The following is a 22,887-nucleotide window of genomic DNA, read 5'->3' as shown; positions in this document are numbered from 1 at the left end:
ATGTTTCAACTCAGCATTCAGCATTCTTCATCTATTGAGAACTTTACATTATGTGCCTAAAGTGATGGCAGAACGCTAATCACAGTTAAACAACCACAAAATTCTTTTCGGTTAGTGAGACTCCACCCTCTAATTGTGCAAATTGTACCTGAGTGAACGCACGCCCACTACCATCTTGGTCAATGTACAGCGCACCTGTAATATTGTTATAGATAATTCGCTGAGTGCTAGTGGTTGCAGATGTTCCGATGGTAAATCGAGTCGCTGCAAGTGAACCGATTGGAAAACTAGGACCAAAATAATTAGCCTTGATCTGAATCAGGTCATTGGTGGGGTTGAAGTCATAGAATGTATCAATGCCTGTATTCAAATAATAGAATCTACTGAAAGCAAAGATATCATTACCAGCTCCTCCATACAAAGTATCATTACCATTTTCTCCATACAGGTTATCGTTGCCATCGCCACCTATCAGGGTATCATTACCATCTTCTCCATACAGGTTATCGTTGCCATCGCCACCTATCAGGGTATCATTGCCATAATAGCCCCCATAGAGCGTATCGTTGCCATTGCTCCCCACAATAAAATCATCGTTGCCAGTACCTGAGATATTTAATCGTTCGATATTTTTGTAGCTAACCTGATTCTTCGTGTCGTCTGTAATGGAGCCAATATTAGTGGTAGCATTGAATGTCGTTGTGATTCCCTTGGTATAGCGAGTCCTATAGTCTCTATTGAAACTAACTGTCAATAAATCGTCACCTATACCCCCATCGATGGTATCATCGCCCCTACCGCTCACATCGATGGTATCGTTACCATTGCTCCCCACAATCAAGTCATCGTATTGTGTACCTGAGATATTTAATCGTTCGATATTTTTGTAGCTAATCTGATTCTTCGTGCCCCAGTTAATTGAGCCAATGTTAGTAGTAGCATTGAATGTCGTTGTGATTGCCTCAGTAGGGTCAATGAGATTAGCTATCAATAAATCGTCACCTATACCCCCATCAATCGTATCATTGCCTGAATAATAAGAAAACATCGTATCATTAATCGTATCGTTGCTATTGCTCCCCACAATTAAATCATCGTAGTAAGTACCTGAGATATTTAATCCTTCGATATTCTTGTAGCTAACCCGATTCGTACCCGAGGTAATTGAGCCAATGTTATCAGTAGCATTGAATGTCGTTCTGATTCCCTGAGTAGGGTTATCGTAACTAAGTGTCAACACATCGTCACCTATACCCCCATCTACCGTTTCAGTCACTAAAGAAGTCGGTGAAAAATCGCGGGTACTATCTGCCACTATGTTGCTGAGATCGAAGAAATCATTGCCATCGCCCCCAGATAGGAGATTATTTCCCAATGAAAAGCGAGCATACAAGCGATCATCACCAGCGCCACCGTTGAGAGTGTTATTTCCTGATGAAGGGATTAGAGACTTCGAGCTGGTGTTATCATCATAGGATAAAGAATAGCTACTGGTGTCAAGAAAATCATTACCATCGCCGCTAGAGAGCAAGTTATAGCCTGATGAACTGCGGGCATACAAGGTATCATTACCAGCGCCACCGATCAGGGTGTTATTGTCTGATGCGTTGATCTTGTCAGCTAGATAGAAAAAATACAAAGGATCGCGAAGATACTGAGCAGACAAGGTATCATCACCAGCGCCACCGATGATATTGTCAGGATAGTAAGAATCGCGATCATAGCCATCGGTGTTAAGTAAATCATTACCGTCGCCACCTGAGAGGAAGTTATTGCTTGATGAAGGGTCAACATACAAGCGATCGTCACCAATACCACCAAGGAGAGAGTCAATCCCCGTATAACCCTTCAATGTATCATTCCCTGCACCACCAATAAGGGTATCATTCCCCACGCTACCTCTGAGTATGTCGTTGCCACTTTTGCCATCGATTTTGTCATTACCCCCCTGACCATTGATGACATCATTGGAGTTATCAAAGCCGCTAACATTATTGTTCAACTCGTTAAGGAAGGTGGCTGTGTTTTTTGTGAAGATAGTGCTTTGGATGGAGTTGGCATTGAAGACATCAAAGCTCTTGCTGATGCTAGTCTGGTTACCAAACTCTACATTACCTAAGCCGAAAGTGGCTCCTGTAGATAAGCTTGGGTTATTTAGGTTTTGCAGAGCAAAGTTTCGCAAGATGACTTTGGGAGGATACTCCTTTTCAAAGGTGATTTCTAAATCCTTGGCATTCTGGGCCAGCAGCAGATTTTGGACAGTGAAGCGATCGCTCTCGAATATTAGGGTGTCTACTTCGGCAATGACTGCTGCTGTGGAGTTTGTTCCTTTAGCTACTCGACGGAAATCGGTGATTATATCAGTCTTGTCGTAGTAGTAGTCATCTTTGTAAACAAATTTATCATTGCCACCGCCACCTGTGAGGGTATTATTGCCCCACGAGGCAATGATGGTATCATTGCCTGCTTTTCCGTTAATATTGTCCGAGTTGCCGATGCCTTCTAAAGTATCGTTACCGTTGGTTCCAATGATCTTTGCCATAATTTTTATCTAGCTGAATCGATTTTTTCTGTAACTTCAGTTCTGAAAATGCTGTTTGTGCTGTTTTTGGAAATAACCCGCCGAAAGTAAACACTTTCAACATCCTTTGATGTCACCCTTGAGGGTGACATTTTTTCTCGAAAATTCACCCTACTCAGTGCTGAGTAGTGAGTGCTAAGTGCCGAGTGAATTAAGAGGATATTTTAAAAGTCCTATTGTCGGTATCAAAAGTTCTAGATCCCTCTAAGTCCCCCAATTTATCGGGGGACTTTGATTCCGGTTCCCCCGATAAACTGGGGGGTAGGGGGGATCTAAAAGTGCCTAAAGTCACAGCAAAACACTTTTAAAACATCCTCTAAGAGTTACTCAGTGCTTGTGTACTTGGTAGAAGCCCCGCCCCTTCCTTGTGGGCGATGTTTCAACTCAGCATTCAGCATTCTTCATCTGTTGAGAACTTCACATTATGTGCCTAGAGTGATGGCAGAACGCCAATCACAATTAAACAACCACAAAATTCTTTTCGGTTAGAGATAATCCAGCAGTAACTAAAGCAAATTGTACCTGAGTAAACCCAGACGCACTGCCATCTTTGTCAAAGAACAGTCCACCCGTAGCGCTGTTGTACATAAATCGCTCTTCGCTAGCAGTGGCAGATGTTCCGATGGTAAACTGAGTCGCTGAAAGTGAACCGATTGATAACCCGCCACCAAAATGATAAGCTGATACTTGAATGAGTTCATTAGTGGCGTTGAAATCATAAATAGTATCAATTTTTTGATCGAAACCATAACCGAACGCAAAGGTATCGGTACCATCGCCTCCAATTAGGCTGTCATTGCCGTCACCATGGCCCCCAGAGAGCATATCGTCACCCTTACCCCCATCGATAGTATCATTATCATTGTCACCATAGATCCAATAATAGCCCGCAGACGCAGAGAGCGTATCGTTGCCATTGCTCCCCACAATATTGTCATCGTATTGTGTACCTGAGATATTTAATCGTTCGATATTTTTGTAGCTAACCTGATATTTCGCGCCGCCTGTAATGGAGCCAACATTAGTAGTAGCATTGAAAGTCGTTGTGATTCCCTCATTAGGGCCACTCGCATAGGCCTCGTCCTCATAGTAATTAACGTAATTAACTGTCAATAAATCGTCACCTACACCCCCATCGATGGTATCATTGTTACTACCGCTCTCTCGGAAGCTTTCATTGTAAAATTCGCCCACATAGATGGTATCATTGCCATTGCTCCCCACAATTAAGTCATCAAAAGCAGTATCATAGATATTTAATCGTTCGATATTTTTGTAGCTAACCTGATTGTTCGCGCTCGCCGTAATGGAGCCAATATTAGTAGTAGCATTGAAAATCGTTGTGATTCCCTGAGTATTGTCAGTATAGTTATCGTAACGAACTGTCAACACATCGTCACCTATACCCCCATCGATCGTATCATTGCCATAGCTATAGCCCGGCGCATTGAATCTATCGTTGATCCTATCGTCGATCGTATCGTTGCCATTGCTCCCAACAATCAAATCGTCGTACCTTGTACCTTGGATATTTAATCCTTCGATATTCTTATAGCTAACCCGATTCTTGCCGGAGGTAATTGAGCCAATGTTATCTGTAGCATTGAAAATCGTTGTGATTCCCTCGGGAGAGCGAGAGCTACTCGTATAGCTCTCATGGTAACTAACTCTCAACACATCGTTACCCATACCCCCATCTACCGTTTCAGTCACTAAAGAAGTCAGTGAAAGATCGCGGATACTACCTGCTAATATGCTGCTGAGATCGAAGAAATCATTGCCGTTTCCCCCAGATAGGAGGTTATTTCCGAATGAAAACTGAGCATTCAAGGTATCGTCACCAGCGCCACCGTTGAGAGTGTTATTGCCTAATGAGGGGACTTGTTGAATCTCGTTACCGTATTTATCAAAATCCTCATACCCACTGATGTCAAGAAAATCATTACCATCGCCACCAGAGAGTAAGTTATCGCCTGATGAAAACTGAGCATTCAAGGTATCGTCACCAGCGCCACCGTTGAGGGTGTTATTGCCTAATGAACCGTCAGTATACAAGCGATCGTCACCAATACCACCCTTGAGGGAGTCAATCCCCGTATAACCCTTCAATGTATCATTCCCTGCACCACCAATGAGGGTATCATTCCCCACACCACCCCTCAGTATGTCGTTGCCACTTTTGCCATCGATTTTGTCATTACCCCCCTGACCATTGATGACATCATTGGAGTTATCAAAGCCGCTAACATTATTGCTCAACTCGTTAAGGAAGGTGGCTGTGTTTTTTTTGAAGATAGTGCTTTGGGTGGAGTTGGCATTGAAGACATCAAAGCTCTTGGTGATGCTGGTCTGGTTATCAAACTCTATATTACCTAAGCCGAAAGTGCCTCCTGTAGATAAGCTTGGGTTATTTAGGTTTTGCAGAGCAAAGTTTTGCAAGATGACTTTGAGAGTACTCCCCTTTTCAAAGGTGATTTCTAAATTGTTGCCATTTTGGGCCAGCAGCAGATTTTGGACAGTCAAGCCATCGCTCTGGAATATTAGGGTATCCACTTCGGCAATGACTGCTGCTGTGGAGTTTGTTCCTTTAGCTACTCGACCGAAATCGGTGATGATATCAGTCTTGCGGTTGTAGTAGTCATCTTTGTAAACAAATTTATCATTGCCACCGCCACCTGTGAGGGTATCATTGCCTTGCGAGGCAGTGATGGTATCATCCCATACTTTTCCGTTAATGCTGTCCGAGCCGTCTGTGCCTTTGATCTTTGCCATAATTTTTATCTAGCTGAATCGATTTTTTCTGTAACTTCAGTTCTGAAACTGCTGTTTGTGCTGTTTTTGGAAATAACCCGCCGAAATTTTAGGTTTTCGGCATACTTTATAGGTAACCGTTCAGGGTGAAATTTTTTCTCGAAGATTCACCCTACTCAGTGCTGAGTGCCGAGTTAATTAAGAGTTACTCAGTACTTCTGTATTTGGTAGAAGCCCCGCCCCTTGTGGGCGATGTTTCAACTCAGCATTCAGCATTCTTGATCTATTGAGAACTTCACATTATGTGCCTAGAGTGATGGCAGAACGCTAATCACACAGGACTTATGCAACTGGCACATTAATCTCAAAACTGTCACACATAACTAATTTGGTTCTAATGGTGATAAATCAAAGCTTACAAGCATTAAGTTGTAATTGAAGTAGATGTGCCAGTTGACATTTTTTTGTGACACTTGCGTAAGTCCTAAGTAGAAGGACTAAATTAAACCTCACTTCGATTGCCGGGTTTCGACTTCGCTCAACCCTCGTCTTCTCAAAGTATCGAGCATTGAGCGTCCCTTGGGCGTCTGGTAGAGTTGTCGAAATGCGTTTTATAAATAATTGTGTCCACCTACTTATCACAATTAAACAACCACAAAATTCTTTTCGCTTAGAGATAATCCAGCAGTAACTAAAGCAAATTGTACCTGAGTAAACCCAGACGCACTGCCATCAGAATCAAAGAACAGTCCACCTGTAGCGCTGTTGTAGATAAATCGCTCTTCGCTAGTGGTTGCAGATGTTCCGATGGTAAACTGACTTTTCTCAAGTGAACCGATTGATAACCCGCCACCAAAACCAGCAGCCGATATCTGAATCAGTTCATTAGTCGCGTTGAAGTCGTATACTCTATCAATGCCTTCACTGAAACTATTGAAAGCAAAGGTATCAGTACCAGATCCTCCATAGAGACTATCATTACCGTTATTGCCTTTGAGGATATCATTACCGTTGCTCCCCACAATATTGTCATCGTAGTCTGTACCTGAGATATTTAATCGTTCGATATTTTTGTAGCTAACCCGATTCGTGCCCGCCGTAATTGAGCCAATGTTAGTACTAGGATCAAATGTCGAAGTGATTCCTCTTGTAGGATCGTCAGAGGAACTATAAGACAATAAATCGTCCCCTTTACCCCCATCTACCGCTTGAGTCACTGAAAAATAGGGGATAGTATCTGCAAATATCGTGCTGGCATCAATGGTATCATTGCCATCACCCCCAGAGAGGAAGTTATTCCCTATTGAAAGGGTAGCATTCAAGTAATCGTCACCAGCACCACCGTTGAGGGTGTTATTACCTTCGGATGGGATCAGTCCGCCGTATCCGTAATCGCCAGAGGTGTCAAGAGAATCATTGCCATCGCCTCCAGAGAGTAGGTTATCGCCTGATGAAAGACCAGCACTCAAGCTATCGTCACCAGCGCCACCAATGAGAGTGTTATTGCCTGATGGGAAAAAAGCTGAGTATCTGCCGTAATCGCCAGAGGTGTCAAGGTAATCATTGCCATCGCCCCCAAAAAGTAGGTTATTCCCTAATGGAGACCCAGCATTCAAGGTATCGTCACCAGCGCCGCCGTTGAGAGTGTTATTGCCTGTTGAGCTAATAACCCCCGGTCCGCCGGAGTTATCTTCAACGTAAGAGGTGTAAAGAATATCATTGCCATTTCCCCCAGAGAGGAAGTTATTGCCCTGGGAAGCGCCAGCACTCAAGCCATCGTTATCAGCGCCACCAACGAGGGTGTTATCGCCTGTTGAAAAATCAACATTCAAGCTATCGTTCCCACTACCACCAACGAGGGTGTTATCACCTGTTGAAAAATCAACATTCAAGCTATCGTTCCCACTACCACCAACGAGGGAGTCATTCCCCGAAGTCTTCTCGATTCCATCCCTTGCAACACCAGTGGGGTAGTTATTCCCTCTATAACCCCTTAGGATGTCATTCCCCGCACCACCAATCAAGGTATCATTCCCCAGTCCCCCCCTCAGCAGGTCGTTGCCACTTTTGCCGTCGATTTTGTCATTACCTCCCTGACCATTAATTACATCATCAGAGTTGTCAAAGCCTTTAACATTATTGTTCAGATCGTTAAGGAAGGTTACTGTATTTTTGTTGAAGATAGTGCTTTGGGTGGAGTTGGCACTGAAGACATCAAAGCTCTTGGTGATGCTAGTTTGCCCATCAAACAGGATATTGCCCAAGTCTACAGTGGCTCCTGTAGATTTGCTGAGGTTATTCAGGTTTTCCAAGGTAAAGTTTTGCAGGATGACTTTGATATTTGTACTATACGCCGGTTCAAACATAATTTCCAGATTGCTGCCATTCTGGGTAAGCAGCAGATTTTGGGCAGTGAAGCGATCGCCCTGGAATGTTAGGGTGTCTACTTCGGCAATGACTGCTGCCGAGGGATTTACGCTTTTACCTACGCCACCAAAATCTGTGATGATATCAGTCTTGCTGTTGTAGTAGTAGTAGCCGTTGTTGTAAACAAATTGATCATTACCACCACCACCAGTCAGCGTGTCGTTGCCCTCACTACTTGTGATGGTATCGTTGCCTTCTTTACCATTGATCGTGTCTGATTCGTCACTTCCCAGTAAAGTATCATTACCGTTGGTTCCAATTATATTTGCCATAACTTTTACCTAGCTAAATCGATTTTTTCAGTAACTGTAAGTTCTCAAACTGCTGTTTGTGCTGTTTTGGGGCACAAAGAACCTGCCGAAATTTGAGGTTTTCGGCATACTTTATACGTCACCATTGAGGATCAGTAATATTTCTCGAAGACTCAGCCTATTCCAAGGCTTGTAAATAGCAACTATCTAAATATCTCAAACTATCTAAATCTTAAGCACTGTACAAATTCATCAGCCTCTGCGTTCAGAATAATCGGTCATTTCAGGCTAAATTAATCATCCTTGTTCAGCAGAAATCACTCAACAAGTATCGAAAAATTTCACAATTGAATACCTAAAAGCGACACTTCATATTTGGTTTTTTGCCAGCGCCTAAGTCCTAAGCTGTTAGACATTTAAATTGTATATTTACTGGTGTACCCCTCCGGCCAAGCAAGCTAGGCGCAGCGTCTCTTTCAGGAGAGAGTTGTCATTAGTCATTAGTTATAGGACTTACGCAAGTGTCACAAAAAAATCAGGTTTGTAGTTTGTAGTAAGGGCTTTAGCCCTGATTTTGAGGACTTTAGTCCTCTCTTCTCTTCTTAGGCTGCGCCAACGAGACGCTGCGCGAACACTACAAACTGAAAATAATATGCCAGTTGCGTAAGTCCTGAGTTATTTGTATTTTCAAGGACAGATGACAATTGACAAAGGACGGTCTTAACACCAAAATGTACAATTTAGACTCACATCAGCTTACTAGAAGAGAAAATAGTCAACTGTTGACTCTTAATCTCGCCAAAGAGATTTTTATACCCTCCTTGTGGGCTATTATACGTGGGTGTGTAGTTTGAAAATAGATAATACTTAAATACTACACAATATAATACATAGCGAATATCTTACTTAAATGTCTATGGTTAAATAAGCATCTTTACATATTCTTCACATTATTTACGAAAATTGTATCTAAAAGTACTGAATTTTGCGTGTTAATAATAATTATGTTGACAAGCAATACATAAAGTAGTAGGTAAATGCTCGAAGAGTGATAAAAAATATATATTTCCCTTTTGGAACCCTGCACTGGCTGCGGCGGCTATTGGGCGTAGCCTGTTATTGAGCTATGCCTAAGCTATGATCAAGATAAAGGCAGTGCGTGGCGATGTTAGGTTGCCAGAATCACAAACGCAGAGATGATCCGACTTAGCCAAGAACAGTTGCAAATTATCCGCAGCCATGCCGAAAGCACTTATCCAGACGAGTGCTGTGGTATAATTCTGGGCTATCTGGCTAAGGAGGGTAAAACTGTGGTAGAAGTCATGCCAACAGAAAACGCCTGGAATACAGAAGCGGCGGCTGAGTTTGCAGGGGAAGGGACAACAGAAAGTAAAAAACGGCACTATGGGATGTCTACGACGGGCTATTCGGCGTCGCACCCGAAGTTATGCTAAAAACACAAAGGGAAGTTTCAACGAACTTTGGGGGTTTAAGTCCCCTGCCTCTTGTGGCAGCACGTTTTGTGTCGGGGTCTAAATCCCCGTCACTTTCACGTAATTGCGAATTGCGAATTGCGAATTGCGAATTGGTTTAACGGCTTAGTTTTAACAAGGATATCGTTTTTCGATAGGATTAATATTCCGCTCTCCCAGATCATAACTGCTATGCTCAATCCCAATCTGGACGAAATCCAGTTGACCAAAGACGATTACGAACGCTATTCCCGACATCTGATTTTGCCGGAAGTAGGACTAGAAGGACAGAAGCGCCTGAAAGCAGCTAGTGTCCAGTGTATCGGTACAGGTGGACTAGGTTCACCACTACTTTTATATTTGGCGGCGGCGGGTATCGGACGCATCGGGATTGTCGATTTCGATGTTGTTGATACTTCTAATCTGCAACGCCAAGTAATCCACGGTACATCCTGGGTGGGTAAACCCAAGATTGAATCGGCAAAAAACCGCATTCACGAGATTAACCCATATTGTCAGGTTGATTTATATGAAACTCGCCTGAGTTCCGAAAACGCCCTGGAAATCCTTCAACCTTACGATATTGTCGTGGATGGTACTGATAATTTCCCCACCAGATATCTAGTTAACGATGCTTGCGTATTGCTGAATAAGCCTAACGTCTACGGTTCAATTTTACGCTTTGAAGGGCAAGCTACTGTATTTAACTACGAAGGTGGGCCGAATTATCGTGACCTTTTCCCAGAACCACCACCGCCAGGAATGGTTCCCTCTTGTGCTGAAGGTGGCGTATTGGGAATTTTACCCGGAATTATTGGTTTAATCCAGGCAACGGAAACTGTCAAAATTATTTTGGGACAAGGTAACACTCTCAGTGGACGATTGCTGTTATACAACGCCTTAGATATGAAATTCCGGGAGTTGAAGCTGCGTCCTAACCCAATTCGCCCTGTGATTGAAAAGCTGATAGACTATGAACAATTCTGCGGAATTCCACAAGCTAAGGCAGAGGAGGCAAAACAGCAGATGGAAAGTCAAGAAATGACTGTCAAGGATTTGAAGGAATTGCTGGATAGCGGTGCGAAGGATTTTGTCCTGCTAGATGTCCGCAATCCCAATGAGTATGAAATTGCCAAGATTCCGGGTTCGGTGTTGGTGCCTTTACCAGAGATTGAAAATGGAAATGGGATTGCGAAGGTGAAGGAAATATTGAATGGACACCGCTTAATTGCTCATTGTAAGATGGGCGGGCGATCGGCGAAAGCCCTGGCTATTCTTAAGGAAGCGGGGATTGTTGGGACGAATGTTAAAGGCGGAATTACTGCTTGGAGTCGAGAAATTGATCCTGCTGTTCCGGAGTATTAAAAACGCAAAGGTACGCAGAGGGAAGCGCAGAGAAACGCAAAGTTTTTCTCTGCGTTTCTCTGCGTTTAAAAGTTGACTTTTTTTATTAGGAATTAGTTACAGGTTTCACTTGACTCAATAAATTGTGCAGTTTTTCGCCTTCAATGACTTCTGTTTCTAAGAGTTGGGTCGCGATCGCTTCTAGCAAGTCTCGATTCTGTCTGAGTATTTCTAGGGCTTGTTCGTGGGCTGTTTCCACGATTTCCTTGACTTCGCTATCAATGGCTTTCGACGTTTCTTCACTCACTGCTCGTCGGGGATTAGCCGCACCGTTACCCAGGAACATTGATTGTTGTCCTTGTTGATAAGCCAATGGCCCTAAGATTTTACTCATACCATAAGCTGTTACCATTCGTTCTGCTAAGTCTGTTGCTCGTTGCAAATCGTTAGAAGCACCGGTTGTAATACTGTTAAACACAATCTCTTCGGCGGAACGTCCACCCAACAAAGTCGCAATCTGACCCCGCAGTTCTGTTTCATTCATCAAAAAGCGGTCTTCGGTTGGTAATTGCAGAGTGTAGCCCAAAGCTGCCATCCCACGGGGAATAATCGAAATCTTTTCGACGCGACCGTTCCCTGTTGTTAGGGCCCCGACCATTGCGTGACCAACTTCATGGTATGCAACAATCTTTTTCTCAGTGTCGTTCATGACGCGACTCTTTTTCTCTAAACCGGCCACTACCCGCTCAATTGCTTCGGCAAAGTCTTCTTGAGCAACACTTTGACGCAGATTGCGAGCTGCCAATAATGCGGCTTCATTTACCAAGTTTGCCAAATCTGCGCCAGCAAAACCAGGGGTACGGGTAGCGATCGCTTTTAAATCTACATCATCTCCTAATTTTACCTTTTGAGCGTGAATCTTGAGAATTGCTTCACGACCAGATAAATCGGGACGGTCTACCAATACTTGCCGGTCAAAGCGCCCTGGACGCAGCAATGCGGAGTCAAGGCTTTCGGGACGGTTAGTAGCTGCTAGTACAATCACCGTTGCATCCCCAGCCGCAAACCCATCCATCTCTGTTAGTAACTGGTTGAGGGTCTGTTCTCGCTCATCGTTACCGCCGTAAAAGCCGTTACTGCTACGAGATTTACCGATCGCATCTAATTCATCAATGAATATAATACAGGGAGCTTGTTTTTTAGCTTGCTCAAACAAATCCCGCACTCTGGAAGAACCGACGCCGACAAACAATTCCACAAACTCAGAACCAGAGATGCTGAAGAATGGAACTCCTGCTTCCCCTGCTACGGCTTTGGCTAACAGTGTCTTACCAGTTCCTGGAGGGCCAACCAACAACACACCTTTGGGAATCCTAGCCCCAATTTGCGTAAACCGTCCTGGAGTCTTGAGAAAATCGACAATTTCCACTAACTCAGTTTTCGCTTCTTCTACCCCAGCCACATCTGCAAAGGTAATTTTAGCTGATTCGCCTTCAACGTAAACCTTAGCTTTGCTCTTACCAATGGAAAGCGCACCTTGGGGGCCACCGCCACCACCACGGGCGAGAAAGAATTGCCAAATACCAATAAAAATCAGTGGTGGAATCACCCAACTCAAGAGGGTTGTAAACCAAGTATTCTTCGGTGGAGGTGTAGCAGCAAACTCAACTCCCTTTTGTTCTAGCAGTTTGGGTAACTCTAAATCAAAGATTGGTGTCGTTGCAAACACCGGGCCCGGTTCGGCATTTTCTGCTTTTAGTTGGTAGATAATCTGATTTTGACCAACGGAAACGCGGCTGACTTCCCCCTCTTGTACTTGATGAATAAATAGGCTATAGGGAACGCCAGCAGGGCCAGAAGCAAATAAACCAGGCAAGAATAAATTTAACAGCAGGAATAGTCCTGATACTGCCAGTAATATATTCGCAATAATCCGGAACCGAGGTGGCTTAGGTTGTTCTTTAATTGCCATAGACTTTGTTACCAATCCTTATAATGAAAACTGTTGAGAATGTGACTTGCTGAGAAAGTCCAATATTTACCATCAAAATAGTTGAAGTAGCAGCTTAAGTAAGTTGGTGCAAAAACCCCCAATTATGTTACGAAACGTAAATAGGATTAAAACCCTTACTAATGACAAAGGACAAATGACAAATGACAAATGACAGCCTTAGCCAGTTAGCTTTAATTGCACCAACCTACTTATACTGTTTCCAACCAATCAAAAATTTGGGCTAACTGATCTAGTGTTACCAGCCCATACTGCCAGAGGGTCATGGCTAGAAAGTTGGGGGTCTGCTCACAATGTCGCAAAGCAAGAGAAATTGCTCCACCAGAAATACCCAACTCTTCCTCTAAAAAATGCACCAATTTATCTGTAGCTTTCATCGCAGCGTTAAACAATGTTAATTAAATTTTATTTTTGAGAGAGCTTGACTTGTGTGATGTCATTTGGCTACATCGCCAAGTTGATCATTTTGCCTGGATTGTCTAATATACTAACGCTTCTCATAATTTCTCCTGTTTAGCAATGTTTGCAGCCTTTTCTTATTTATGTAACTAAACTTAACAATTAAATTAATCTTTGGGAACTAACAAACAAATACGGTTTACCGTACTCAAAGGATTAGCACTACTCAAAATGAGATAACTTTAGTCAGGAGAACGCTATGAAAAGAGATGCAGAGATTGTTAAGACATAAAGAAAAATCTCCGTGTTCTCCTCCATACCTGCGTGTGATGTTCATTTTTCACCAATGATTAGATAGATATATAGCAATCCTAAATGAGTCGTGAAAAATATAAAATTTGAAAACGAACCGCAAAGTACGCTAAGGGCGCAAAGGGAAGAAAGAAAAAGGAGATATATAATTTTCACAAATGATTTATGATGGGTTTGAAATTTAGGATTTTAGATAGGGAGAAAAATCATGAGCTTTTCAATTGAGCGCGTTTTAAACGAGATAGATCAATTAAGTTTAGTGGAACAAATGCAGGTATTAGAGCATTTGGTTAAGCAGATTAAGCAATCTGTTGATTCTGTTGCGGTAACTCAAAAACCTAAGTATAAAGTGACTGATTTTTATGGGATAGCTCCCAATTTGCTAGGGGGTGAAGATGCTCAGGAATGGGTAAATCAGATACGGGATGAGTGGGAAGAGCGCGAAGCATGGAGACAGCCTTAATGAAACTCAATGATGCTTTACAGGGTGTGAATAAAGTTTTCTTGGATACATCTCCTGTAATTTATTATGTGGAAGCTGTACCCGCTTTTGCTGAGGTAGTACGGGGGATATTTGCTCTGATAGGGAAAGGGCAAATACAAGGGGTAGTGTCTCCTGTAACCTTGGCGGAATGTATCACTTTACCTATTCGCTTAGGGCAGGTAGAGTTAAGAGAAAGATTTACAGATTTATTGACGGCTACGGATGGCATTGTACTGGTGAATATTGATGCCGCAATTGCACAACAAGCGGCTGAGTTACGGATTCGCTATGGGCTGAAGTTGCCGGATGCGCTCCAGGTAGCAGTAGGAATTTGTGCTGGTTGTGAGGCTTTTTTAACGAACGATGTGGCTTTAAAACGAGTGACGGAGTTGCAAGTTTTAGTTTTGGGTGAGTTGGAAGTTTAAAAAATGGGTGTTTATGGATTTTTATTTGAAAGTCCCTAATTTATGTTCAATGTCGGGATAGGCTACTTTCCCGACACAACCATCGCGTTTGCCCCTGATGTCAGCTATGCTATATCTGCCCATAATTGATGACACGCCCTAAAACCCTAACTAATGACCAATGACCAATGACAACCTCACGAGTGAATATACAATTTAAATGCGTAACAGCTTATTCTCTAGCAATGACAATATCGTTAGACTTAATAACCGCATAAGCTTCTTTTCCCTCAGATAGTTCTAACTCTTCTGCGGAGGCTCTAGTGATAATCGAGGTTAATTCTACTTTATGAATAATCTCCAGAGTCACCTCACTATTAACAGCTCCATAAACGACTCGTTTAACAACACCTTTAAGAATATTTCGAGAGCTAACCTTTAGTGATTTCTTTTGAATATTACTTTCTATATCAGGTTTTTGAGTGTAAGTCTTTTCCTGTATTTCCTGCTGATTTGGTGGTAATATTGGCGCAGGTGAGTGCTGATTGAGACTACGCACAAGTTCCCGCAAAATCTCAGTCTTAGTGCGTTGAGACTGTTCGCAGAACTCCTCCAGAATCTTCCGCTCATCCTCAGAGGTTTGAAATGTAACCCATCCTTGTTCTTTTCTTGGCATAATAATATGATCAATTTTGGTTATCTTGGTAAAATTCTATCAAGTATCAATTCGATATTTTGATTCAGACCCAATCCCCAGTCCCCATTACTCCTTATCCCCTCCAGGGGCCGCACCTTTGCCAATTCCCAATCCCCACTCACAGAATAAATTTATCGCCAGAATGATGTTCATTAGTACCACTAGCATTTAAGCTAGTACGGGTGAACTATATGCAGTATGGAATGTCTGACTTAATCCTGTTTTGGCATCGGCGCGATTTACGCATTTCTGATAATATAGGACTGGCTGCGGCAAAACGGCAGAGTCCGAAGGTAGTGGGCGTGTTTTGCCTTGATCAGCATATTCTGGAACGGGATGATGTTGCTCCTGTGAGAGTAACTTATATGATTGGCTGTTTGGAGAAACTCCAAGAGCGATATGCTCAAGTTGGTAGCCAGTTGTTAATACTCCAAGGTGATCCTGTACAAGCAATACCAGCTTTAGCACAGGCAATAAATGCCAAAGCTGTTTTTTGGAATTGGGATGTAGAACCTTATTCACAAGAACGCGATCGCACCATTATCAATGCCCTCAAAGAAAAAGGCATTGAGTTTCTTAACCAAAACTGGGATCAAATCCTCAACTCCCCAGAGCAATTACGCACGGGTAGTAACAATCCTTACACAGTTTACACCCCTTTCTGGAAAAATTGGATTACCAAACCGAAGGCTCAACCAGTAGAAACACTGCAAAATGTTGAGGGGTTAACAGAAGCTGAACAGGAAATTGGAAAACTTGCAGGAGCGATCGCATTACCTTCAGCAAAAGATTTAGGATTTATTTGGGACGAAGAATTAATTATTTCACCGGGAGAGGTGGCGGCGCAAGAACGATTAGAAGAATTTACTAATAAAGCGATTACTGAATACCAAGAACAGCGAAATTTTCCCGCAGTTGACGGAACATCACAACTGAGTGCAGCATTAAAATTTGGTGTAATTGGCATTCGTACCGTTTGGCAAGCCACCATAGAAGCACTGGAAAATAGCCGCAGTGAGGAAACAGCAGTTAATATTCGCACATGGCAACAGGAATTAGCTTGGCGGGAGTTTTATCAACACGCAATGTATAACTTCCCCGAATTAGCTGATGGTGCTTTCCGGGACACCTTCAAAAACTTTCCCTGGGAAACTAACGAAGAACACTTCCAAGCTTGGTGTGAGGGGAGAACAGGCTACCCGATTGTGGATGCAGCAATGCGCCAGTTAAACGAAAGTGGTTGGATGCATAACCGTTGTCGGATGATTGTCGCGAGTTTCCTCACTAAAGACTTGCTAATTAATCCCCAATTGGGAGAAAAATACTTTATGCAGAAGTTGATTGACGGTGATTTATCTGCCAACAATGGCGGTTGGCAATGGAGTGCTTCTAGCGGCATGGATCCCAAACCTGTGAGGATTTTCAACCCAGCTAGTCAAACACAAAAATTCGATCCAGAGGGTGAATATATTCGGCAATGGGTATCAGAATTGCGGTCTGTAGATACAGAATATTTAGTTACTGGAAAAATTCCACCTTTAGAACGTCGTGCTGTTGGCTATCCTGACCCAATTGTGGATCATAAAATACAACAACAGCAGTTTAAACAGCGTTATCAGCAGCAAAAAATCCTTAGTAGTGGTGAGTAAAATTGTGATATCATATACGCATAATTAGTTATGATTCTCACAGTATTGGGTGCGATGGTTATTGGGTGCGATCGTTATTGGGTGTTCGCACCCGGCACTGGGCTTCGCTGCCCAATCTTCCCCAATTAACGTTGGCTCCCACCCAATTCTAGTGGCAACTTTCACGCATTTTTCGCTCAAGCTGACAGTGTTTCCTTCAGGGCAATCTTTACCTGTAAATAAGTGTATATGGGGAAATAGGGATTAAGCAGCATTTATTAATTGCTCGTCATAAACTTCAACTTCAGGTAGTAAAGAAGGAGCAAGGTCTCGGTCTGAGTTTAAAATCCCGCTAAAACTTTCACCCAATATCAAGCTGGAGTAGTGGTAAATTGAGAATGCTAGCAATGTTTTTGGCAAGTAAACTTTTACCAACTCCGGGCGCACCAGCTAACAATACGCCTTAGCTACCCATTCTGGTTTCTCTGCTGTGCCAACAAAACGAACTTCTTTCTCTTCAAAGGAAAAAACTGATAGGTTAGACATAACTATTCCTCACAACGTTGTTTACGCAAAACAAAAAGCGATCGCCCACCTGGAAAGTCTGCGATCGCCTTTTTACCCATTAGACATCTCCATAAATTAATTATGCGTTACCTGAAACCCTTGTAGAGACGTTGCATTGCAACGTCTCCACATTCGTCTTCGGAGATGTCTATTTAAGAGGTATTTTTAATGATGACACAAGTTTCAGCCCCTACGCCAACTTTAGATCAGTTGACGACACGCGATCGCCAAATCATTGCAACCATCGTAAACGAATCAGATTATATCATGTTCGGTAAGTTACTTACGATTAAGCTCCGATTTGAGTCCACCAATGAAAACCAGTTAACCCTTGAATCAAATCTTGCTGTTGAAGTAAAGATTGACAGCGATGGAATAAAATTTCCTCCAAATCATTGAGTGTCTCAAATGTTCGATTGACAATTGGTTCGTTAAGAGTGTTCCAAGAAATAAATGATCCAGAAATCAGGCAGAGCTACCAAATATTTCAACAAACCATTTCTTCTGAAAGTTGGGTCTGTTTGGCTCTGTGGGTCTACAATTGACACTATGTCCGAAAGTATTGAAGGCAAATTTTCTTCAGTACGCTTACGTCCCCTCAGTTTAAATGAATCAGCAATCGACATTCCATGTTCTAATTCTTGCATCCCTTTACGAATAGTACGTCTATTCCAGCCTAATTCCCTCTCTGCGATTATTTGCCCTCCTCGTCCCAAACCTTTAACTACTTCTGCCATAAATTGTCGTCGGTCACTTCCTTTTAATTTCTGAGATGTTTTGATGTAAAGGGATTTAAGGCTGTCGGTGAGTTGGATCAGAGATTCGGGAAACATGGTTAAGATGGCACACTGATTATTTCTCCAGTATCCCAGCATTTTGGATCATTTATTTCTTGGATTACTCTTAGGGCTTCAGTGTAAGTTACAAGATGAACCACAAGATATTAACCTCATGGTATTTATATCACAATAGTTACAGTACTCTCACTGTCGGCATCTAAATGCAGTATAGTTTATACCAAAAATAGCAGCGATATTGTCCGCAATTGAAACCACACACTGTTGTCAGATTTCCGGTTATCCCCAAGTCCCTCAGTGCAGTCTCTAAGTATGCCACTCAGTCCCGCAGTGAAAGAAGGTATGGTAAGTAACCCCATAAAGCCAACTAAATCTATCAAAGTATACCTCTTTGAGGAAGAGAAAACTACCATTGAGAAGAAAGCGATCGCCACAGGGGTAACTGCATCTGAGTATTTACGTTCCTGTGGGTTAAGGCGGGTACTAACGGCAAAACCATCTGCCTACTTGATAACTATCCGCGCTACTGCTGGAAACCTCAAAAGCGAACTGATGATGTTATCTCACTTAGCAAAGGAAACAAACAACCAGCAAATTTTGGATACTGTCAATAATGCGATCGCACTCGTAGATCAGACCATAGCTGCTGCATTTAACCTAGACGTTCTAGATAAATCACCCTCAAGCCAAGATAAATAAGGCATTACAGGTTCTATATCCCCCACTTTCAACTCCTTCAATTTGATTCCCGTCATCTATAAAAAACCCAATTTTCTCGACACGCTCAAGTATGTCTTGGGGAAAGATGATGCTGCGATTGTCGATACTAATATGATGGGAACAAACCCAGATGAATTTAACCAGCAGTTTCTCAACATCAAGTACACCAAAAAAGCAGTTAAACGGCAGTGTGCCCACCTCATTATCTCGATAGCACACCGCTCTAACTAAGTAAGTTGGCGCGAAAAAACCTAAATATGTTACGAAACGTAAATAGGCTTAAAACCCTTGTAAATGACGAAGAACAAATGACAAATAACAGCCTTAGCCAGTTAGCTTTAATTGTGCCGACCTACTTATCATGAGCATTTATCAGACAGTCAGTACAGTTATGTAGCAAGGGAATATCTCAAAGATATGGGATACTTACCGAAGGAAGAATCATCTGTAGCAGCTACGAGTCAGTTCGTTGCAGTACGCCACCACGATCGCAACCACGAACACCTGCATATAATCACCTCCCGGATTCGGTTAGATGGCAGCTTAGTTAATGATTCCTATGATTATTTCAACTCCCAAGTCTCAACTAGACGCATCGCGGCGGAACTAGGACTAGAGGTAACACCGACAACAAATGAAGCCGTCGCCCCTAAGTTACAGCAAGAGTATGGCATAACTGCACTCACCAGTCCCAACCGCTCGAAAAGTATTAACCCAAGTTGCTAGTTATTCAAACAGGCGATCGCTAAAAGCACTTAAAGCAATAAAATCCCCTCCAGAGACAAATGTGGGAGGGGTATATGCTAAATGAAATTTAATGTCAGGTTAATCAAATCTGAAGAGTATAGGGGTTATATCGCATCAAAAAAACGTTATTTTTATGGAGTTAGAGTTCAGTTATTAACAACCAAAACTGGAAATGAGCGTGGAATTTGTTGTGATGCCTGGTAGTGCCTCTGATGTGCGTGCATTGAACGCCTTACCGTTAAATTTACCACCAGGCAGCGAAGTATATACTGATGCCGCATACACTGATTATACTGCTGAAGATGACCTGGAAGAAACTAGCCAAATATTCTTGAAAGTCATGCGGAAAAAGAATTCCAAGCGTCAAGATGAACCGTGTCATCAGTATATCAAGCAACATCCACCGGCATTACATTGAAACAGTGTTTAGCAGCATCACTTGTGTATTTCCAAAATCAATCCACGTGTGTACTTTGCAAGGGTTTATACTTAAGTTGGAAGCATTTATTTTTGCATTTACTCTGAAACAAGCATTTCTATAGTAAGCAATTATTAATACCTGAAACCGCTTCATTACACTGCTTGTAATGATTAGTCAAAATCGTGGTTGCGCGTAGCGCAACTACCAATTTGTCATTGGCGATGGCACTAATTTCTGGATCAGAAGCACCCGGATTTTGATAACCCGCAACTTGGGTTATTAGAGCAGTCAATAGTAAGCACAAAACCCCAACAAGTAAGGAAATTATTCGCCAAGCAATAGGGGAAGCCATCAAGGATAGTCCTACCGTCTCTACGTTCATCCAACGCTTGGAGGAAAACAACATTGGGGTATTGCCTAAAATGCGGGGGGAGGAACTACTAGGCTTTACCTACATCCATAATTATGTGAAAATCGCTGGTTATCAAGTATACAAACCTTATAGCTGGAACAAACTGCTGTCTGAATACGGAATAACATACGACCAAGACAAAGATAAGGAAGTAATTCAACAAGCTAAAGCCAAAGCAATTGCTCGCATAAATAGTATAATTATAAGTAATATTGATTACCTGTATAGTGATAAACCTACTAATAGTAGTACAAGTGATAGTAATGGTAATACCGATAGTAACTCTAAAAAACTTGTTACTATATATACACTAAACAGTAATTATCCCAGTGAGATTTCGATAATACAACCAAAATTAGAATATAACCCCACTTCGGAAGCAAATAAGACCAAGAAAAAAGTTCAGCCGCATCCAAAGAAACAGCACCCACAACAGGATATTTCAGAAGAAAACGGTCTCAGTGCTAAACAATTTCTGGAAGAGCAATCTTCCCCTGTTCCTCCTTCTCTTAACCTTCTGCCTTCTACTCTCAAACATTTGCCTTCTATAATCACTGACTATATGCTTGTTACCAATAACTTCCGTATCAAAGGACGGGAGTTGAGTGCCAGCTTAGATAACAATACTCTGAGTGTTTACCGTCATGGGGATAATACTCCTGTGATGCAAACCTGCTACAGTCAGGGAAACTGGTATGAAGAGATACGAACTCGATTAACAAGAAACGAAATTGAGCAGATTGAAAGTCTGCGTTTCTTTACCCAACAAGCGTTAATGGATAAATCGCGCTCAAAGGGAGGATTGAATAATAGTAAATAATTCCTGGATTTACTATGCTAAAAGGGATAAAAGTAGCGAGGGTGACATGAGCCGCCACGTAAAGTTTAAAACCCTTGCTGTCGGTGGAACCATAAGATTGCCGTTAAAACGTGCTTATGCTTCCAATTCATTTCGGCAAAGTTATGCTTCTACAGAAACAAGCGTGCTATTCGGGTATAGATCATACTTATTCATAGCCGAGAGAGCTTTGAACATCGCTTAGAGTCTTCTTAGCATACCAACTCAGCATGACTGCTGGCTTAGAGAGAAGCTTAGTCACCCTAGCTTGAGTCGGCTTGTGTCCTGTTTCATGAAGCAATTGAGCAATATCAATAATCTCTTGGCATATGCGTTCCCTTTTCTCTTGCCCACGAGCTTTCTGGTACTCTTTATACCGCTTAGAGATTTCGCGAGAAAGTTCAGAGAAATATCGGTATAAATAGCTGTTATTTTTATAGCCAAGTCGTCGATTAATGGAAAGAAGTGAAGGAGGTGGAAATTCTTTGAGTGCTGCTTCTAGAATTGGTTGTATTTTTTGCTGTTTACTTACCTTTCTGTACTCGGCATGTCTGATTTTGATTGACTCACATAAAGAAGGAAAATGATATTGCAGAACTAAAGGACGATATCTCAAACGAAGTGCCACATCTTCCAAAGAAGGATCTGGATACTCCTTGAGTACCTCTATTAGAACTACATTTAAAACTTGTTTTCTCTCCAAATTTAAGTGCGTATAAGATTTTCTTGCCTGCTTAACTACATTCAGTTTTGGTTCTTTCAAAATATTTTTTGATTCAGCTAATAATACGTCTGTTGTTAAGAAATCTAACAGCGATAGTTCCAAATAGTGAGTTAAAACCAAAAGATTATCAATTTGAGGTATCACTTTTCCTTTACACCACAAACCAATTGTTGCCTTATTCATCCCAGATTGCCGAGAAAAGGCAGGGATACTAGATTTCAAAACTTGCAAAATGTATGTAGAAATTGTATTACTAACTTTCTGAAGATTAGGAGGAGAATTGAGAGTAGGTGTTACTGCAACTAGCTCTCCCAAATTGTTAACTATATTCAATTGCCGATTTCGTTCTGCTTCTGACTTTATCAGGTTTGTGACAACAGTTTTGTGTCGGTTATTTCCCAGCCACTTACCACATTTATTACAGTGTCCGGTTCGGGAGTCTCCAGAAATTGTCAGTTGTTGTTGATGACAGTGAGGACACTGCTCTTGCAACGGTTGATGATGGTAAGGACAGACTTGGGCAGTATTGATAGACCAGAGAAGTGGTTCATAAACACTTGTGTGATTGTCATGCCATTTTTGGTAGCATTTGGGACACCAAGCCCGGTGACGACGGAGCAAGCCTCTTTTAGAAATGACTTGCGCCCAAGGTAACAGGGTAAGGTAGTGCAAGTCCAAACGCCCAGTTAGAGCAGACATTGCACCCACAAGATTAGTTGCCATGAACCCTGTTCCATTAAACGCTGTTCTATCTCTGCCAGTTCCAAATACTTCATGCACAACACTTGTTCTATTGGCAAGAGACTTAATAGCTTCTGGTAAATCTGTGAGCTTGCGCCCGGAAGCTATCATCAGCATATGATGAGCTTCATCAATAAAAAATATTTTGGGTTTACGATG

21 protein-coding genes and 1 pseudogene are annotated in these 22,887 nt (G+C 42.2%); 11 read left to right on the top strand and 11 right to left on the bottom strand.

Annotated elements, in window-relative coordinates; genetic code table 11:
* Positions 1 to 85 precede the first annotated feature (85 nt).
* The 4 genes and pseudogenes from LC605_RS13385 to LC605_RS13370 all read right to left on the bottom strand — a co-directional run.
* Complete coding sequence (locus LC605_RS13385) at positions 86 to 2,542, bottom strand: calcium-binding protein (RefSeq protein ID WP_267868523.1); 2,457 nt, start codon at positions 2,540 to 2,542, stop codon at positions 86 to 88.
* Positions 2,514 to 2,645: a hypothetical protein gene (locus tag LC605_RS32945; protein WP_267868522.1), complete on the bottom strand. Its 132-nt coding sequence runs from the start codon at positions 2,643 to 2,645 to the stop codon at positions 2,514 to 2,516. The genes LC605_RS13385 and LC605_RS32945 overlap by 29 nt, the downstream gene beginning before the upstream one ends.
* A gap of 395 nt (positions 2,646 to 3,040) precedes the next feature.
* Complete coding sequence (locus LC605_RS13380) at positions 3,041 to 5,353, bottom strand: calcium-binding protein (protein WP_267868521.1); 2,313 nt, start codon at positions 5,351 to 5,353, stop codon at positions 3,041 to 3,043.
* Between the two features lie 623 nt (positions 5,354 to 5,976).
* Positions 5,977 to 8,031 (bottom strand): annotated as a pseudogene (locus LC605_RS13370) (beta strand repeat-containing protein); the annotation flags it as partial.
* Positions 8,032 to 9,206: 1,175 nt separating this feature from the next.
* Here LC605_RS13370 and LC605_RS13365 point away from each other — a divergent pair.
* Both LC605_RS13365 and moeB read left to right on the top strand, forming a co-directional pair.
* Positions 9,207 to 9,464: a Mov34/MPN/PAD-1 family protein gene (locus tag LC605_RS13365; protein WP_306426863.1), complete on the top strand. Its 258-nt coding sequence runs from the start codon at positions 9,207 to 9,209 to the stop codon at positions 9,462 to 9,464.
* Between the two features lie 210 nt (positions 9,465 to 9,674).
* Positions 9,675 to 10,847 carry a molybdopterin-synthase adenylyltransferase MoeB gene (gene moeB, locus LC605_RS13360; protein WP_229548020.1) on the top strand — a complete coding sequence of 391 codons (1,173 nt, stop codon included), beginning with the start codon at positions 9,675 to 9,677 and terminating at the stop codon, positions 10,845 to 10,847.
* 85 nt (positions 10,848 to 10,932) lie between these two features.
* Here the strand turns inward: moeB and ftsH4 are convergent, their stop codons facing one another.
* Positions 10,933 to 12,798 carry an ATP-dependent zinc metalloprotease FtsH4 gene (gene ftsH4 / locus LC605_RS13355; RefSeq protein WP_229548019.1) on the bottom strand — a complete coding sequence of 622 codons (1,866 nt, stop codon included), beginning with the start codon at positions 12,796 to 12,798 and terminating at the stop codon, positions 10,933 to 10,935.
* 230 nt (positions 12,799 to 13,028) lie between these two features.
* Positions 13,029 to 13,214 (bottom strand): DUF2949 domain-containing protein, encoded by a 186-nt coding sequence (locus LC605_RS13350; RefSeq protein ID WP_229548018.1) that lies wholly within the window; start codon positions 13,212 to 13,214, stop codon positions 13,029 to 13,031.
* A 542-nt stretch (positions 13,215 to 13,756) separates the two neighbouring features.
* On the opposite strand from LC605_RS13350, the gene LC605_RS13345 reads away from it, so the two are divergent.
* Complete coding sequence (locus tag LC605_RS13345; RefSeq protein ID WP_229548017.1) at positions 13,757 to 14,011, top strand: hypothetical protein; 255 nt, start codon at positions 13,757 to 13,759, stop codon at positions 14,009 to 14,011.
* Complete coding sequence (locus LC605_RS13340) at positions 13,996 to 14,457, top strand: type II toxin-antitoxin system VapC family toxin (protein WP_229548016.1); 462 nt, start codon at positions 13,996 to 13,998, stop codon at positions 14,455 to 14,457. Before LC605_RS13345 ends, LC605_RS13340 begins: the two co-directional genes overlap by 16 nt.
* A gap of 211 nt (positions 14,458 to 14,668) precedes the next feature.
* Here the strand turns inward: LC605_RS13340 and LC605_RS13335 are convergent, their stop codons facing one another.
* A complete protein-coding gene (locus LC605_RS13335; protein ID WP_229548015.1) occupies positions 14,669 to 15,112 on the bottom strand; it encodes a molybdopterin-binding protein in 444 nt (147 codons plus the stop codon).
* Between the two features lie 224 nt (positions 15,113 to 15,336).
* Between LC605_RS13335 and LC605_RS13330 the strand changes: the two genes are divergently transcribed.
* On the top strand, positions 15,337 to 16,782 hold the full coding sequence (locus LC605_RS13330) for a deoxyribodipyrimidine photo-lyase, 8-HDF type (protein ID WP_229548014.1): 1,446 nt from the start codon (positions 15,337 to 15,339) through the stop codon (positions 16,780 to 16,782).
* A gap of 340 nt (positions 16,783 to 17,122) precedes the next feature.
* Here LC605_RS13330 and LC605_RS13325 read toward each other — a convergent pair whose 3' ends face one another.
* The gene (locus LC605_RS13325; RefSeq protein ID WP_229548013.1) at positions 17,123 to 17,218 is read right to left on the bottom strand and encodes an AAA family ATPase; all 96 of its coding nucleotides are present in this window, start codon (positions 17,216 to 17,218) and stop codon (positions 17,123 to 17,125) included.
* Between the two features lie 278 nt (positions 17,219 to 17,496).
* On the opposite strand from LC605_RS13325, the gene LC605_RS13320 reads away from it, so the two are divergent.
* Positions 17,497 to 17,727, top strand: coding sequence for a hypothetical protein (locus LC605_RS13320; RefSeq protein WP_229548012.1), 231 nt, complete (start codon positions 17,497 to 17,499; stop codon positions 17,725 to 17,727).
* 32 nt (positions 17,728 to 17,759) lie between these two features.
* Here the strand turns inward: LC605_RS13320 and LC605_RS13315 are convergent, their stop codons facing one another.
* A complete protein-coding gene (locus LC605_RS13315) occupies positions 17,760 to 18,203 on the bottom strand; it encodes a hypothetical protein (RefSeq protein WP_229548011.1) in 444 nt (147 codons plus the stop codon).
* A gap of 234 nt (positions 18,204 to 18,437) precedes the next feature.
* On the opposite strand from LC605_RS13315, the gene LC605_RS13310 reads away from it, so the two are divergent.
* The 4 genes from LC605_RS13310 to LC605_RS13295 all read left to right on the top strand — a co-directional run bounded on the left by LC605_RS13310 (position 18,438) and on the right by LC605_RS13295 (position 20,010).
* A complete protein-coding gene (locus LC605_RS13310; protein ID WP_229548010.1) occupies positions 18,438 to 18,824 on the top strand; it encodes a MobB protein in 387 nt (128 codons plus the stop codon).
* 42 nt (positions 18,825 to 18,866) lie between these two features.
* Positions 18,867 to 19,076: a hypothetical protein gene (locus LC605_RS13305; RefSeq protein WP_229548009.1), complete on the top strand. Its 210-nt coding sequence runs from the start codon at positions 18,867 to 18,869 to the stop codon at positions 19,074 to 19,076.
* A 111-nt stretch (positions 19,077 to 19,187) separates the two neighbouring features.
* A complete protein-coding gene (locus tag LC605_RS13300) occupies positions 19,188 to 19,571 on the top strand; it encodes a relaxase/mobilization nuclease domain-containing protein (protein WP_229548008.1) in 384 nt (127 codons plus the stop codon).
* Positions 19,572 to 19,764: 193 nt separating this feature from the next.
* Positions 19,765 to 20,010, top strand: a complete 246-nt coding sequence (locus LC605_RS13295; protein WP_229548007.1) for a hypothetical protein — start codon at positions 19,765 to 19,767, stop codon at positions 20,008 to 20,010.
* A gap of 118 nt (positions 20,011 to 20,128) precedes the next feature.
* Here the strand turns inward: LC605_RS13295 and LC605_RS13290 are convergent, their stop codons facing one another.
* Positions 20,129 to 20,365, bottom strand: a complete 237-nt coding sequence (locus LC605_RS13290; protein WP_229548006.1) for a hypothetical protein — start codon at positions 20,363 to 20,365, stop codon at positions 20,129 to 20,131.
* Between the two features lie 37 nt (positions 20,366 to 20,402).
* Here LC605_RS13290 and LC605_RS13285 point away from each other — a divergent pair, with 37 nt between their 5' ends.
* Complete coding sequence (locus tag LC605_RS13285) at positions 20,403 to 21,245, top strand: hypothetical protein (protein ID WP_229548005.1); 843 nt, start codon at positions 20,403 to 20,405, stop codon at positions 21,243 to 21,245.
* 187 nt (positions 21,246 to 21,432) lie between these two features.
* Here the strand turns inward: LC605_RS13285 and LC605_RS13280 are convergent.
* Positions 21,433 to 22,887 (bottom strand): TniQ family protein (locus LC605_RS13280; RefSeq protein WP_229548004.1); only part of this gene is annotated, 1,455 nt, incomplete at its 5' end.

Source organism: Nostoc sp. CHAB 5836 (genome assembly GCF_020829445.1).
Lineage (GTDB): Bacteria > Cyanobacteriota > Cyanobacteriia > Cyanobacteriales > Nostocaceae > Nostoc.
Note: the sequence above shows the minus strand (reverse complement) of the source record. Positions and strands in the feature narration are given on the sequence as shown.